Raw genomic sequence first — 15,745 nt, 5'->3', positions numbered from 1 at the left:
AATTTAATATGATTTGTCCTTCGGGGTCGGGTGAAATTCCCAATCGACGGTGATGAAGCAATTCTAAGCCCGTGAGCTAATTTTTAGCAGGATTTGGTGTAAGTCCAAAGCCGACAGTATAGTCTGGATGGGAGAAGGATATGGCGCTTTTTGAAAAAATACATTTCAAAAGGTTTATTTAACTATTGCCTTTTTACATACTCCCAACTCCTAAGGAACTTCTTTAGGAGTTTTTTATTTTTAAAAGAAAGTAAAAAAATATTGAAAAGTGTCTAGTTGCGAACGCCAGCTCCTCTAAACTTGCGAAAACCCCTACGAGGACAAAAAGCGTCCTCTTGTGGTTTCCTCCAGTTGTTTTCGGAGCTAAACGGGCGTTCTCCACTTTTCTAATGAGGTGAGTAAAGTAAATGTTTACAGGAATTATTGAAGACAAGGGAAGAGTTACTGCGATTCAAAAAGATGACAAAAGTATGCAGCTTACCATTGCGACTCCAAAAATTGTTTCAGATGCGAATTTAGGTGATAGCATTGCAGTTAATGGTGTTTGTCTAACGATTACACATTTTACAAATGAACTGATGACTGTTGATGTGATGCCTGAAACTGTAAAAGCAACAACGATTCATACGCTAAAACTTGGTGATCTCGTTAATTTAGAACGAGCGATGAGTGCGAATGGGCGATTTGGCGGGCATATCGTTTCTGGACATGTCGATGGTGTGGGCACGATTCGAAGTAAAAAGCCCGTATCGAATGCGGTATATATTGACATCGAATTACCAAAAGAGTTAGTAGAAAACTGTATTCCAAAGGGGTCGATCACAATTGATGGGACAAGTTTAACTTTATTTAAAGTAACGGACCAAAGTGTGACAGTCTCCCTTATTCCACATACTTATGATGAAACAATATTAGGAAGGAAAAATGTTGGTGATAAAGTAAATATTGAAACCGATATGCTTGGAAAATATGTGTTACATCATTTAAGAAGAACGGAAAATCAGTCCAATATTACAATAGATTTTTTAAGACAAAATGGATTCTAAAAAAAGGTGGTGTTTTTATGTTAAACACAATTGAAGAAGCGCTCCAAGACTTAAAAGCAGGTAAAAACATCATTGTAGTAGATGATGAAAATCGTGAAAATGAAGGCGATTTAGTCTCTTTAGCTGAATTTGCTACTCCAGAAAATATTAATTTTATGGCTACTTATGGTCGTGGTTTAATTTGTACACCGATTACAAAAGAACTTGCCAATCGACTAAACTTTCATCCAATGGTTGAAAACAACACAGATAATCATCAAACGGCATTTACTGTCAGCATTGATCATATTGAAACGACAACAGGGATTAGTGCATATGAACGTTCATTTACAATTCTTCAAATGATTCATGCCAATTCAAAGGCTAGTCATTTCAGAAGACCGGGTCATGTATTTCCGCTTGTAGCAAAAGAAAATGGTGTTTTAGAACGACGAGGACATACGGAAGCTGCCGTTGATTTAGCGCTACTCTGTAATTCTTATCCAGCAGGTGTAATTTGTGAAATCATGGGTGATGATGGTTCAATGTTACGTTTAGATGGATTAAAAGAATTTGCAAACACACATAATTTAAAAATTATTTCAATAGAAGATTTAGTTAGTTACCTTATAAAACACGAAAATAAACCACGTTATATTACTAACGCAAACAAAGGAGAATGAACATGGGAAAAGTATTTGAAGCACAATTAATAGGTACAGATTTAAAAATTGGGATCGCTGTAGGAAGATTTAATGAATTCATTACAGGTAAGTTGTTAGATGGTGCATTAGATGGCCTTAAAAGACATGGTGTAAAAGAAGAAAACATTGATATTGCATGGGTTCCAGGAGCATTTGAAGTACCATTTATTTCAAAGCAAATGGTTACGACAGGTAACTACGATGCTGTAATCGGTTTAGGTACAGTGATCCGCGGGGCGACATCACACTATGACTATGTATGTAATGAAGCTGCAAAAGGAATTGCAAAGGTGTCGTTGGATACAAATGTGCCAGTAATCTTTGGGGTTGTGACAACAGAAAATATTGAACAAGCAATTGAGCGCGCAGGAACGAAAGCTGGAAATAAAGGATACGATTCTGCAGTGTCCGCAATTGAAATGGCTAACTTAAACAAAATGTTTAAATAATAAGTAAAGGGGATTCCTAAATTCAAGGAATCCCATTTTATTTATTCCATTAAATTCTCCATTACCAAATCATCTAAAGAGCCAAAAGTATAGCCTTCCTTTTTCGCATCTTCTATAAATTTAGGAAGTGCATCCGCGTTATGTTTAGCTACTGTATGCAATAAAATCACGGCTCCTGGATGTAATTGATCCATGAGTTCATCATATGCATACTCCCAACCAACAGTAGAATCTGCATGCCAGTCCACGAAGGCCGTATCCCAAAAGACGTGGGTATAGCCATGCTCATTACCAACTCGGAGATCGCGTTCACTGAAAATTCCTTTAGGTGGTCGAACGTAATAAGTACGTTTAATGCCTGTTAGTTCTTTCAGTTTATCGTCAAATTTCTTCCACTCTTTCACAAGTTCATCATCCGATAATTTAGACATATCGGGATGTCCGTATGAATGATTTCCTATAATATGACCTTCTTTAATCATGCGCTTCACTAAATCTGTAGCGCTCGTTAAATAGTGCCCTGTTAAGAAAAAGGTTGCCGGAACTTCCTCTTTTTTCAACGTATCCAAAATAGATTCTGTATACCCATTTTCAAAACCATTATCAAAGGATAAATAAATTACTTTTTTATTTGGATTGCCTCGGTAAAAGGCACCATTTTCTTTGAGTATTGTTTCAAATTGGGCACCAGCATCAGCTGGCTTTCCATCCTTTGACTTTGTGAAGCCCCAATGGTAGGAATTCGCACTTGCAACATCTGGATTTACAAAACTAAAGGCTACGGTGATGACCATGGCGATTAGCGTTAAACCGAATATGTGATGTTTCCACATAAAAGAATTAATCCTCCTTTTGCTTTATGGACAAGAAAATATAAACATACATAGTTAGTCTCAGTTTCTTTTCATAGCGTGTGCGAAAAAGTTTGCATTATGCGATTTAATTTTACGAATTACGCGTTTCGCGAAAAATGAAAAAACATGTATACTAGGCATAGAAGGAGTGTTTGTATGCAAGTTATCACAAAAATAACCCGTCAAAAAAACAATCCAGAACGCTATAATATTTATTTAGATGAAAAATATTCTTTTGCTGTAGATGAATCAACTTTAATTAAGTTTGGCTTAACAAAAGGAAAAATACTCGAACCCTTTGATATTGATGAAATAAATTATGAAGATGAAATATCAAAAGCCTTTAATCGATCTCTTCAATTTTTAAGCTTTCAAATGCGGAGTGAATATGAAGTAAAGAAAAAGCTTCTAGACGCTGGTTTTGGAGAAGCCGTTATTTTAGAGGCTATTCGAAAACTCGAAAAATTAGGGTTTTTAAATGATGAAACCTATTCAAAGGCATTACTTGAAACAAAAAAGAAAACGGCTAAAAAAGGGCCACGAGCGATTAAGCAAGATTTAATTAAAAAAGGTATTGATAAAGACACGCAACAAAAAGTACTTGAGACCTTTACATATGATGATCAATTGAAACTTGCAATGGAGCTAGCAGAAAAAACGGTTCGTGCCCATAGTAAAAAAACGCCTGTTCAAATAAAACAAAAAATACAGGATGTTTTGACGAGAAAAGGGTATTCCTTTACAGTATTAAACGAAATACTTGACCAAATGCAGTTAGAGCGAGAAGATGATGATTGGCAAGAAATGATTGAATTACAAGGTGAGAAAATATGGAGAAAGTATGCTTCTAAATTTTCTGGTAACGATTTAAGAATGAAAATAAAACAAGCCCTATATCAAAAAGGTTTTCCAATAGAAGTAATTGAACGTTTTATCGAACAAAAGGAGATAGAAGACAATGAATGACAAAGCTTATGCACAAATGACAGAGCAAGAATTAATAAACGAAATTCGTACTTTAAGAGAGAAAGCAAGAAAAGCGGAACAACTTGGTATTGTAAATGAATATGCAGTGTATGAAAGAAAAGCATTAATGGCTGAGGCGTATTTGATTGATCCTGAAACAATTATTGCAGGGGAAATGTATCGAATTAATGGCGCACCTGGTGAATTTTTCAAAGTGGAATATCTAAAGGGCCGTTTTGCTTGGGGCTATCGTTTAGGTGGCGAGCGTTTTGAAGAAGCGTTACCAATCTCAATCCTTTCACCAATGAAAGAGGGTAAATAGTATGGATGCACATGAAATTATTAAAAGCCTTACACAAGAGCTAGTAGACAAAAATCCACACCTATCCGTTAATAAAGCCCAAACCTGGATTGAGCTTTTATGGTCAGATTTTGAGTCCACATACGCAAAAGCGGGATATGACTATCGTGGGGCAGAATATACGGAAAAGATCATTAGACAATGGATCACAAGTTACGGTGATAAAATCCATGAATTTGCAGGACGCAATCCAAAATATGCTCATTTGTTAGATGCGGATGAGGATACTACACTTCAATAAATAAAAAGAGGCTTACGTAACGTTTAGGGAGTCAACTAAAGTTAGAAAACGCGGCCTACCACTGTAAGCCGCGCACTAAATTATGAAAGTGAAGTTGGGGATATCCTGTGTGAGCGGACCTTACACAAAGCACTAAGACAAGTCGTAAAGACACGTACAACGTGGCTTTGCGGCTTGTGTGCTTAGTCCGCTCACTAAGTAATATTTTTTTGAATTACTAATAGAAATAATAAAAGTAAAATTTTATTATCTTATCTGTCTAATTAATTGGGAGCAGTTCGCCAATTAATTAGACAGCCTCTTCTAGTTCCGAGAAGTATGTGTAGCGTACCTTCAGTTATTCACTCGCACCAATCTGTAGCTTTCGTTGAAGTTTATCCTCACTAAATATCCAGCCAGTATACGAGTTAATGATATTTAAATCATCATCAATATGTGCAACGGCTACGAATGGATAACGATCATTACTTCGGTAGCGTAAATCAATCAACCGTACCTCTGTTAACCCGTTGTCCAATTCTGAAATTTCCCATCGATAAATCGGTGAAAACGAAACAAAGGCAGATAGGTTTGGATCTTCTAATGCCTTGTCAACAATAGCTGTTTTCGGTATCGGATGAATCTCAAATTTATCATAAATATTAATCGTTCTTCCGTATGCACTTCCTACATAATAATGAGTTTTTGACTTAGCGGCAATACGCCAGTTGAAAAACCTCATGGTAGGGGCAACGATAACATAATCTTCATCTTGAATCGTATTGTGCACAGCTTTTTTAACAGCTCCTTGCACTGCAAACCGGATGACATAATAGGCAATAATGATGAGGTACATAATTGTAAAAGTTCGTACTGGTTCAAAATCAAAAGCCCAAAGTAGTATGCCGATGCAATGTATCCCGAAAATAATGGGATCGAATGTATTGATGACACCAAGCGCTACCCATTTCCTGGAAAATGGTCTGAGAGCTTGAGTACCATATGCATTGAAAATATCAACAAAAACGTGCAAAAATACAGCAAGGAATGTCCAAAGCCATAAATGCAAAATATTCGCTTCTTGAAAAATAAGCGATAAAATAGCCGTAATGCCAATTGGCCACAATAGTACTGCTGGAATCGAATGGGTAATACCTCGGTGATGTCTAATATAAACGGCGTTGTTTCTAAGTTTCAATACTGTATCCACGTCTGGTGCTTGTGAACCTAAAATTGTTCCTGCCATGACTGCACCAAATGTCATCGAATGGTTTGCAACGACAGGGTCTGCCAATGCTAATCCGCCTAAAGCAACTCCCATCACTAAATGTGTACCTGAATCCAAAAGTATCAACTCCCTAAGTATCGGAGCGTTTGTGCACCAATAATTACTAGTTTTTGGTTAAATTTTCATTTTCTATCCTTATGCCTATATTATACCCTTTTTGCTAAAATTAAAATCCAATTATCTGGAGGTTATTGTGAAATATCAACATACAGAACAATTTAGACAAAATTTAGTCGATTGGTTTAATCAAGAAAAAAGAGATTTACCTTGGAGAAGAACAAGTGACCCATATAAAATCTGGGTTTCTGAAGTGATGCTCCAACAAACTCGTGTTGATACCGTCATCCCATACTACAATCGTTTTTTAGAAAAATATCCAACAATGCAGTCGCTTGCCTATGCACCACAAGAAGAATTATTAAAAATGTGGGAAGGGCTAGGCTACTACTCAAGGGCACGAAACTTACAATCAGGCGTTAAGGAAGTTGTAGAAAAGTACGATTCACAAGTACCGAATAACCGACACGACATTTCCAAGTTAAAAGGGGTGGGTCCATATACAGCGGGAGCCATTTTAAGTATTGCCTATAACAAACCAGAACATGCCGTCGATGGAAATGTGATGCGCGTATTAAGTCGCGTTTTACATATTAAGGAAGATATAGCACTTCCAAAAACAAGAAAGACTTTTGAGGAAGCGGTTGATATGTTAATTCATCCAAACCAACCAGGAGATTTTAATCAAGCCTTAATGGATCTTGGTGCGATGATCTGTACTCCGACCTCCCCGAAATGTTTATTATGCCCAGTTCGCGAATATTGCACGGCCTTCCATGAAGGGGATGCTGATCAATTGCCAATTAAAACGAAAAAGACGAAAACGAAAAAGATTCAATTCCATGTTTATGTTGCGAAGGATGCAAGTGGTCGTTACTTGTTAGAAAGACGATCGAGTGAAGGGTTGCTTGCAGATATGTGGCAATTTCCGATGATTGAAATAGAAAAAGAGAACACTTCTGAAACACGTAAGAAATTTCAATCACTGTATAATGTGAAGATTGAGAGTTGTTTAAACGAAAATCTTCTAACATTCAAACACATTTTTTCTCACTTAGTATGGGAGATGGACTGTACTTTAGTGAAGGTTGAGCAAACAGCTAATTTACCTGAAAACACAAACTTTTTTACTTTAGAGCAGATTGCACAATTGCCATTACCTGTACCAATGCAGAAAATTTTGAAAGTTCTGAATTAATATATTTAGAAACTTGTCGAATAAACTCGAACACATCCGTCCATCATATTTAGCACGGAGGTGATTTGAGATGGCGAGAAGAAATAACAACAATAACAACAACAATGAATTCCGCAACAACAATAATAATAACAACAATAACAACAACGAGGAATTCGCAGTTGACCAAGACTTCCAACAAGTACGTCAACAAAACCAAAAGCAAAACCAACAAAACAATCAACGTAATAATAACAACAACCGCAATAACAACAATAACGATATTTAATTTTTTGTTTCAGAAAGTGAATTCACTTTTACAGGTATAGACATTTTTGTCTATACCTTAAATTTTTATATAAAGGTCTCAATTATCAAAAGGCACTAGTTGTTATCAGAATTTAGCAAGCCACCTCCGCTTTTCTTTCCAGTTTTGTGAAAAATATGTTCTTCTTGCTACAAGTTTTTGTAAACCATTGTTATAATAGATGTAATAGACTGCTAAGGGTTTTAGCATAGACGAAAAGGTGGGCAATACTATGGCAATACCAATAGAAGGAGAAACGATACAAATACATAGTTATAAACATAATGGTCGCATCCACCGTGTCTGGCAAGAAACGATGGTTTTAAAAGGAACGAAGAACATATTTATTGGTGCAAACGAGCGGACGCTGGTTACTGAATCAGATGGTCGTACTTGGTTAACGAGAGAGCCTTCAATCTGTTATTTCCATGCAGAACATTGGTTTAACATCATTTGTATGTTGCGTGAAGATGGAGTTTACTATTACTGTAATATGAGTTCTCCATTTGTATTTGACAATAATGCTATTAAATATATTGACTACGATTTAGATATTAAAGTATTTCCCGATATGACCTATACAGTATTAGATGAAGATGAATACGAACAACATAAAAAAGAAATGGGCTATCCTGAAGTAATCGACAAAATTTTAAAGCGTAATGTTACTAAATTGATCAGTTGGATTAAACAAAAAAGAGGACCATTTGCGCCTGATTTTATTGAAGTATGGACAAATCGTTATTCTTTCAATAAAGAAATGCAATCAAATGAAAAACAAGGATAAGTCTACTGTCGCTTTCTCAGTAGGCTTATTTTTATGTACATTTAAAGAAATTAGCGTATAGTGTTATTCAGGTGTCCATAATTGGGCACCTTTTATCTTCATTCAGCAGAAGACTCCCACTTCTATAAGCAGGGATGAATGTGAAGTAGTAATTAATTCAGTAAATGATATTAGCTGAATGAAGATAAAGCCCCAGGCGGATGTCATGGATTTTGTAAGGAGTTAATTGTGCAAGCACAATTCAAAATCCAGACGCAATTACGCCAAGGCGTAATTGATATATTCATACATACTAATGTAACAAGTAAGGAAGTGAATGGGAAAATTGAGTAGCATTAAACGTTATATGAGATTTGTAAAACCATATAAGTGGGAAATCATAGGAACTATTATTATTGGTATTTTAAAATTTGCAATTCCGCTATTTATTCCACTCTTAATCAAAATCGTCATTGATGATATTATTGGAGCACCAAACTTATCAGATAGTGAAAAAACGAGACAATTATTTTATTGGCTTGGTGGAACAGTCCTTTTATTTTTCGTAATCCGCCCGCCTATTGAATATTACCGTCAATACTTTGCGCAGCATGTCGGAAATAAAGTGTTATTTGATATTCGGCAAGAATTGTTTGGCCATTTACAAAAGTTAAGCTTGAAATATTACGCTAATACACGAGCGGGGGAAGTTATCTCTCGTGTCATCAATGATGTTGAACAGACGAAAAACTTCATTATGATTGGCTTAATGAATTTGTGGTTAGATGTGGCGACAATTATCATTGCCATTGGAATCATGCTAGCAATGGACGTGAAACTCACATTAGTCGCAATTATTTCATTACCATTTTTCGCAATTAGTGTGAAGTTCTTCTTTGGCAAACTTCGTGATTTAACTCGAAAACGTTCACAAGCTTTAGCTCATGTTCAAAGCTATTTACATGAAAGAGTAAGTGGAATCAGTATCATTAAAAGTTTTACATTAGAAAAGCATGAACAAACTATTTTCGATCGTGAAAATGGGGAATTTTTAGAAAAAGCGCTGGACCATACGAAATGGAATGCTAAATCCTTTGCGGTTGTAAATACCATTACAGATATTGCACCATTACTTGTGATTGGTTTTGCAGGGTATCAAGTAATTAATGATCAACTATCTGTTGGAACAATGGCTGCATTTATTGCGTACATTGAACGATTATATAGTCCTTTACGTCGTTTAGTAAATTCATCTACTACACTAACACAATCGATTGCTTCGATGGATCGAATGTTTGAATTGATGGACGAGCAATACGACGTTCAAGACAAATCAAATGCAAAACTATTACCTGCTGTTGAAGGTCGAGTAGAATTCGAAAATGTAGATTTTCAATATGAAAAAGATGGACAAATGATATTAAAAAATATTAACTTCAATATCCATCCTGGAGAAACTGCCGCGTTTGTCGGTATGAGTGGTGGAGGTAAATCTACTATTGTTAGTCTCATTCCTCGTTTTTATGATGTAACAAATGGGGCGGTTAAAATCGACGGGATGAATGTAACAGATACAACAATCAATTCGTTGCGTTCTCAAATCGGAATTGTATTACAAGACAATATTTTATTTAGCGATTCTGTAAAACAAAACATCTTAATGGGGAAACCAGATGCGACCGATGAGGAAGTGATTGCAGCAGCAAAAGCAGCCAATGCGCATGACTTTATCATGTCATTACCAGAGGGCTATGATACAAAGGTTGGGGAGCGCGGAGTAAAATTATCGGGAGGACAAAAGCAACGTGTTGCAATCGCCCGAGTATTTCTAAAAAATCCACCAATCCTAGTGCTTGATGAAGCAACTTCGGCACTCGATTTAGAAAGTGAAGCTCTAATTCAAGATTCACTCGATCGATTAGCGAGCGACAGAACAACGATTATCATTGCCCACAGATTGTCCACAATTACCCATGCAGATAAAATCTTCGTAATTGATCATGGAGAACTCGTAGAAGAAGGTACCCATGAAGCATTAATGGCGAAGCAAGGTGTCTACTTTGATTTATTCCAGATACAAAAATTAGATTAAAAACGTTCGACAAGAAAAAGTTCAATGTGTCAATTTTTGATACATTGAACTTTTTTATTTTTAATAAAATACTACAAATTAAGCCTTTAGTACCAACGACATTTGCCAGTATTTAATATTTTGTTTGTTAGCGATTTAACGCGTTGAACCATTGAAGGTAAACAATTTTGTCGAACGGATTTTGTTGAGCAAAGTGAGGTTATCTTAGCATAATAATAATAGATTAATGTAAATATAACGTAAATTTTCAGTATATTTTGAGTTTTTAATATATTGAAGTTTGGGGAGGGGTAAGATGGATCAGAAAACTTTGCTAGAGGTTACAGATTTAGAAACAACCTTTTTTACAGAGGATGGCAATATACCAGCTGTTGACCGGATTAATTTTAACATTAAAGAAGGCGAAATATTAGGGATTGTTGGAGAATCTGGCTGCGGGAAAAGTGTCACTTCTTTATCAATCATGGGGCTAGTACCATCCCCTCCTGGAAAGATTACATCGGGTGAAATCATTCTAGATGGAACAGATTTAACGAAATTATCAGAGAAGCAAATGCGTAAAATTCGTGGAAGAGATGTTGCCATGATCTTTCAGGAACCAATGACCTCATTGAACCCCCTATACACGATTGGTAATCAGCTTATTGAAGCGATCCTAATACATAATAAGGGGTGGAAAAAAAAGCAAGCAGAAGCTCGTGCGGTTGAAATGATGCGGTTGGTTGGATTACCTAGAGCCGAAGCATTAATGAAAGATTACCCCCATCAATTATCAGGTGGTATGAGGCAGCGTGTCATGATCGCGATGGCACTACTTTGTAATCCTAAACTATTAATTGCTGACGAACCGACTACAGCCTTGGATGTTACGATTCAAGCTCAAATATTAAAACTAATGAAAGAGTTGAATACAAAATTTAGAACGGCTGTTTTACTCATTACTCATGACTTAGGCGTTGTTGCGGAGACCTGTGAACGGGTAATCGTTATGTACTCAGGTCAAATTGTTGAAGAAGCTCCTGTAACTACAATATTTAAAAACCCTCAGCATCCATACACAAAGGGATTAATACAATCCGTTCCTGATATGCGTTTTAAAAAGGAAAATTTATATTCCATTCCAGGAAGTGTTCCAAAACCTGGTTCGATTAAAGTAGGGTGTCGTTTTGCACCACGTTGTGAATTTGCACAAGATCGATGCGTAACAGAAAACCCACCACTTTATGAAGTAAGCGACACAGCACACCATCGAGCAAGATGTTTCTTGCAAGAGACGGGAGGAATTGAACATGTCGAACGTGCTCTTGAAAGTCGATAATTTAAAAAAGCATTTTCCTAAAAAAACAGGGTCATTAAAAAGAAATATCAGTTATGTGAAAGCGGTAGATGATGTTTCCTTTGAAGTATATGAGGGAGAGACACTCGGAATCGTAGGCGAATCGGGATGTGGTAAATCCACAACTGGTCGAATGATTATGCGATTACTGGAACCTACAGATGGAACAATTCAATTTAATGGAGTGGAGCTTTCTACGCTATCTAAAACCGAATTGCGAAAAACAAGAAGAGATATCCAAATGGTTTTTCAAGATCCGTATGCTTCATTAAATCCAAGGCATACCGTTAGAAAAATTTTAGAGGAACCATTGATTGTACATGGAATTGGTACTGCCAAGGAACGGAAAGAGAGAATAGAAGAGTATTTAGAGATTGTCGGGTTAAGTGCTTATCATGCGGGGCGGTACCCACACCAATTTAGTGGAGGACAGCGCCAAAGAATCGGTATTGCTCGTGCGTTAATGACCAATCCAAAGCTCATTATTGCAGATGAACCTGTATCGGCTTTGGATGTTTCCATACAAGCACAAGTTTTGAACTTAATGCAAAGATTACAAGAAGATTTAAAGCTAACCTACATTTTTATTGCCCATGACTTAGGAGTTGTGCGACATATTAGTGATCGAGTTGGTGTGATGTATTTAGGTAGATTAGTAGAAATAGCAAATAGTGAATTGCTTTACAAAGAGCCACTGCATCCCTATACACAAGCGCTACTATCTGCTGTACCGATTCCCGATCCAACATTTGAAAGAGAACAATTAATTATTTCAGGTGATATTGCCACATCAACCCCTGAAGCTGGATGTACATTCCATTTGCGATGCCCTTATGCAACGGAAATTTGCAAAATGGAAGTACCCAATTTAGTAACTGTTAAACCAGGTCATTCTGTTGCGTGTCATTTAATGAATGAGACAACGACAATGACATAGATCATTCGAAATTTGGGAGGGTAATGGATGAAGAAAAATAAGTTATGGTCACTAGGGTTGTTTTTACTACTCATGCTATCGGTTGTATTAGCTGCATGTAGTGGTGGAGATGAAGAGGGTTCTGAAACGACAGAAAAAACAGACGAACCAGCTACAGAAACAGCAACAAAAGAAGCAGTTCCTCAAGTTTTAGTATTTGGGCGTGGTGGAGATTCCGTTTCTCTTGACCCAGCAATCGTTACAGATGGTGAATCGTTTAAAGTAACGGAAAACATCTTTGAAACATTACTGAATTTTGGTGAACAAGATACAACAATCAATCCAGGTTTAGCAAAGGAATGGGAAGTTAGTGAAGATGGCTTAACATATACATTCCACCTGCAAGAAGGTGTGAAATTCCATGATGGAACGGACTTTAATGCAGAAGCGGTTGTGAAAAATGTGGATCGTTGGAAAGCGGGAACAGAAGAACAGTTCTATTATTTCAACTCTATGTTTAAAGCAGAAGGCCAAGATATCATTAAAACAGTTACGGCTGTGGATGAAAAAACAGTTGTATTTGAATTAACTCGTCCACAAGCACCATTCTTAAAAAATATTGCGATGAGCCCATTTGGTATTGCCTCACCAACAGCATTTGAAGCAGCGGGAGATAAATTTGGTGACAACCCAGTTGGTACAGGTCCATTCGTATTTGTTGAATGGAAACGTAACGATTCAATCACAGTTAAGAAAAATGAAAACTACTGGCAAGCAGGTCTTCCAAAACTAGACACAATTATTTTCCGCGCAATTCCTGATAACTCTACTCGTTTAAATGCATTAATGACGGGTGAAATCGATTTAGCAGAAGGTATCAATCCTTCAGATGCTACATCAATCGAAGGAAATGCAGAATTACAATTAATTGAACGTCCATCAATGAATGTTGGTTATTTAGGTTTAACATCAACACGTAAGCCATTTGACAACAAATTAGTTCGTCAAGCTGTAAACTATGCAATTGATAAACAAGCAATTGTGGATGCCTTCTTTGAGGGGCGTGCAGAAGTGGCTGTAAACCCAATGCCTCCATCAATTAGTGGATACAATGATGAAATCGCTGGGTACGAGTACAACCCTGAAAAAGCGAAAGAATTATTAGCTGAAGCGGGTTATGATGGTGCTGAAATCGAGCTTTGGGCAATGCCTGTTCCACGTCCATATATGCCAGATGGTCAAAAAGTAGCTGAAGCAATTCAGAAAAATCTAGCAGACGTTGGTATCCCATCTAAAATTGTTACATTCGAGTGGGCAACGTATTTAGAAAAAGCGAAAAATGGGGAAGCAGATGCCTTCTTATTAGGCTGGACTGGTGATAACGGAGATGCCGATAACTTCATCTACACATTACTAGATAAAGACAATATCGGAAGTAACAACTACTCATATTACTCAAGTGACGCTGCCCATGAATTATTAATTGCAGCTCAATCAGAAGTGGATGAAGAGAAACGAAATCAATTATACAAAGATGCTCAAGTAATTATTCATGAGGACGCTCCATGGGTACCATTAGCGCATTCAATCCCATTACTTGCAGCGAAAAAAGGGGTAACAGATTATTTACCACATCCAACAGGTTCTGAAAGCTTAGTGAATGTATCAATGCAATAATTAAACAGTTTAAATGAGGGGGAGGTTATGTGCCTCTCCTTTATTAATCCCCATTAAATGCAACTTAGGTAGTATCGAGAGTATCGATGAAAGACAAAACTGCGTGGAAATCCAGTCGAAGTGGTGTTCATAGCGCCGATGAAGGACAAAACTGCGTGGAAATCCAGTCGAAGTGGTGTTCATAGCGCCGATGAAAGACAAAACTGCGTGGAAATCCGGTCGAAGTGGTGTTCATAGCGCCGATGAAAGCCCGAACCGCATGGAAATCCGGTCAAAGGGGTGTTCATAGCGCCGATGAAAGCCCGAACCGCATGGAAATCCGGTCAAAGAGGTGTTCATAAAGCCGATGAAAGCCCAAATCGCATGGAAATCGGATCGAAAGGGTGTTCATAACGCCAATGAAAGCCCGAACCACGTGAAAAACTGATCAAAGTGGTCTTCATAGCACCAAGCGTGGCTTTAACCCAGAGTTTCAAACAAAAATCTAGCTATTCTAACGAAAGAGGTGAAGATATGCTCCACTACATAGGCAAACGAGTTCTTCATTTAATACCTGTGTTATTAGGGATGACGTTTATCGTCTTTTTAATTATCCGTGCAATCCCTGGAGACCCTGCTCAAGTAATATTAGGACAGCAAGCGACGGCTGAAGCAACTGCAGCATTGCGCACAAAACTTGGACTAGATAACCCGTGGTATATCCAGTATTTCGATTACTTAAAAGGTTTGTTGACAGGGGATTTAGGTGAATCGCTTCGCACGAGACAACCAATTACTACAGAAGTTTGGCCGTATTTAGCTGCAACAATCGAGTTAGCGTTTTTTGCCATGCTCCTTGCTGTCATTATCGGTATGAACGCAGGAATTATCTCGGCTTGGTTCCAAAACTCTTGGTTTGATTATATTGCGATGGTTGTGGCTTTAATTGGTGTATCGATGCCAGTATTTTGGTTAGGGTTAATGGAACAATGGGCGTTCAGTATTAATTTAGGATGGTTCCCTACCTCAGGGCGAGAAGAAGTGAGGGATCCTGTCGCTGCTATAACCCATTTTTATCTAATTGATACACTCATTCATGGTCGATTTGATCAGTTTTTAGTTACAATTAAACATTTGATTCTGCCTGGAGCCGCACTTGCTACGATTCCGATGGCCATTATTGCAAGGATGACTCGTTCTTCTATGCTCGAAGTAATGCGTTCTGATTTTATTCGAACTGCTCGTGCAAAAGGTCAAAAAATGATTGTTGTTATTTATAAGCATGCTTTAAAAAATGCATTAATTCCTATTTTAACGATTATCGGTTTGCAAACGGGCTTATTATTAGGGGGCGCCATTTTAACGGAAACAATTTTTAGTTGGCCAGGAATTGGACGCTACATTTACGAAGCAATAGGGTATCGTGATTACACGGTAATTCAATCCGGTATTTTAATCGTGGCATTTTTGTTCGTCATGATTAATCTCATAGTGGACATTTTATACACAGTCATTGATAAACGGATTAAATATAACTAGAAGGGGGAGGAAATAGAATTGGTCTCAAATTC

The 15,745-nt window shown here is 37.3% G+C and carries 16 protein-coding genes and 1 riboswitch; of the genes, 14 read left to right on the top strand and 2 right to left on the bottom strand.

The features are described from left to right. Positions 1-12: 12 nt before the first annotated feature. Positions 13-143: riboswitch (FMN riboswitch) on the top strand. A 264-nt stretch (positions 144-407) separates the two neighbouring features. The 3 genes from ribE to ribH are packed head-to-tail and all read left to right on the top strand — an operon-like array spanning position 408 to position 2,178. Continuing rightward, complete coding sequence (ribE, locus tag EK386_RS11995; protein ID WP_126659412.1) at positions 408-1,046, top strand: riboflavin synthase; 639 nt, start codon at positions 408-410, stop codon at positions 1,044-1,046. A 17-nt stretch (positions 1,047-1,063) separates the two neighbouring features. Next, on the top strand, positions 1,064-1,708 hold the full coding sequence (gene ribB / locus EK386_RS11990; RefSeq protein ID WP_126659411.1) for a 3,4-dihydroxy-2-butanone-4-phosphate synthase: 645 nt from the start codon (positions 1,064-1,066) through the stop codon (positions 1,706-1,708). A gap of 2 nt (positions 1,709-1,710) precedes the next feature. Continuing rightward, positions 1,711-2,178 carry a 6,7-dimethyl-8-ribityllumazine synthase gene (ribH, locus tag EK386_RS11985; protein WP_126659410.1) on the top strand — a complete coding sequence of 156 codons (468 nt, stop codon included), beginning with the start codon at positions 1,711-1,713 and terminating at the stop codon, positions 2,176-2,178. Between the two features lie 41 nt (positions 2,179-2,219). On the opposite strand, the gene EK386_RS11980 is transcribed toward ribH, so the two are convergent. Continuing rightward, entirely contained in the window at positions 2,220-3,011 is a 792-nt protein-coding gene (locus EK386_RS11980; RefSeq protein ID WP_126659409.1) for a polysaccharide deacetylase family protein, read from the bottom strand. A gap of 177 nt (positions 3,012-3,188) precedes the next feature. On the opposite strand from EK386_RS11980, the gene recX reads away from it, so the two are divergent. Genes recX through EK386_RS11965 form a run of 3 tightly spaced genes read left to right on the top strand, consistent with a single transcriptional unit; the run spans position 3,189 to position 4,600 of the window. After that, on the top strand, positions 3,189-3,998 hold the full coding sequence (gene recX, locus EK386_RS11975; protein ID WP_126659408.1) for a recombination regulator RecX: 810 nt from the start codon (positions 3,189-3,191) through the stop codon (positions 3,996-3,998). Continuing rightward, complete coding sequence (locus EK386_RS11970) at positions 3,991-4,320, top strand: YfhH family protein (RefSeq protein ID WP_126659407.1); 330 nt, start codon at positions 3,991-3,993, stop codon at positions 4,318-4,320. Before recX ends, EK386_RS11970 begins: the two co-directional genes overlap by 8 nt. Position 4,321: 1 nt before the next feature. Further along, positions 4,322-4,600 (top strand): YfhJ family protein, encoded by a 279-nt coding sequence (locus EK386_RS11965; protein WP_126659406.1) that lies wholly within the window; start codon positions 4,322-4,324, stop codon positions 4,598-4,600. 337 nt (positions 4,601-4,937) lie between these two features. Here the strand turns inward: EK386_RS11965 and EK386_RS11960 are convergent, their stop codons facing one another. After that, the gene (locus EK386_RS11960) at positions 4,938-5,924 is read right to left on the bottom strand and encodes a metal-dependent hydrolase (RefSeq protein ID WP_126659405.1); all 987 of its coding nucleotides are present in this window, start codon (positions 5,922-5,924) and stop codon (positions 4,938-4,940) included. Positions 5,925-6,060: 136 nt separating this feature from the next. Here EK386_RS11960 and mutY point away from each other — a divergent pair, with 136 nt between their 5' ends. The 8 genes from mutY (at position 6,061) to EK386_RS11920 (ending at position 15,713) form a co-directional block, all read left to right on the top strand. Then, positions 6,061-7,122, top strand: a complete 1,062-nt coding sequence (mutY, locus tag EK386_RS11955) for an A/G-specific adenine glycosylase (protein ID WP_126659404.1) — start codon at positions 6,061-6,063, stop codon at positions 7,120-7,122. Between the two features lie 70 nt (positions 7,123-7,192). Then, positions 7,193-7,390: a hypothetical protein gene (locus EK386_RS11950; RefSeq protein WP_126659403.1), complete on the top strand. Its 198-nt coding sequence runs from the start codon at positions 7,193-7,195 to the stop codon at positions 7,388-7,390. A 250-nt stretch (positions 7,391-7,640) separates the two neighbouring features. Then, positions 7,641-8,195 (top strand): nucleoside tri-diphosphate phosphatase, encoded by a 555-nt coding sequence (gene ntdP / locus EK386_RS11945; protein ID WP_126659402.1) that lies wholly within the window; start codon positions 7,641-7,643, stop codon positions 8,193-8,195. Positions 8,196-8,520: 325 nt separating this feature from the next. Continuing rightward, entirely contained in the window at positions 8,521-10,266 is a 1,746-nt protein-coding gene (locus EK386_RS11940; RefSeq protein WP_126659401.1) for an ABC transporter ATP-binding protein, read from the top strand. A gap of 295 nt (positions 10,267-10,561) precedes the next feature. Further along, positions 10,562-11,584 carry an ABC transporter ATP-binding protein gene (locus EK386_RS11935; RefSeq protein WP_126659400.1) on the top strand — a complete coding sequence of 341 codons (1,023 nt, stop codon included), beginning with the start codon at positions 10,562-10,564 and terminating at the stop codon, positions 11,582-11,584. Continuing rightward, a complete protein-coding gene (locus EK386_RS11930; protein ID WP_126659399.1) occupies positions 11,556-12,539 on the top strand; it encodes an ABC transporter ATP-binding protein in 984 nt (327 codons plus the stop codon). Before EK386_RS11935 ends, EK386_RS11930 begins: the two co-directional genes overlap by 29 nt. A 27-nt stretch (positions 12,540-12,566) precedes the next feature. Beyond that, positions 12,567-14,195: an ABC transporter substrate-binding protein gene (locus EK386_RS11925; RefSeq protein WP_126659398.1), complete on the top strand. Its 1,629-nt coding sequence runs from the start codon at positions 12,567-12,569 to the stop codon at positions 14,193-14,195. A 513-nt stretch (positions 14,196-14,708) separates the two neighbouring features. Then, positions 14,709-15,713: an ABC transporter permease gene (locus EK386_RS11920; RefSeq protein ID WP_126659397.1), complete on the top strand. Its 1,005-nt coding sequence runs from the start codon at positions 14,709-14,711 to the stop codon at positions 15,711-15,713. The last annotated feature ends 32 nt before the right edge of the window (positions 15,714-15,745 follow it).

This window comes from Lysinibacillus antri, from assembly GCF_003977595.1.
GTDB classification, from domain to species: Bacteria; Bacillota; Bacilli; order Bacillales_A; family Planococcaceae; genus Ureibacillus; species Ureibacillus antri.
This window is presented reverse-complemented; position numbering and strand designations above follow the sequence as displayed.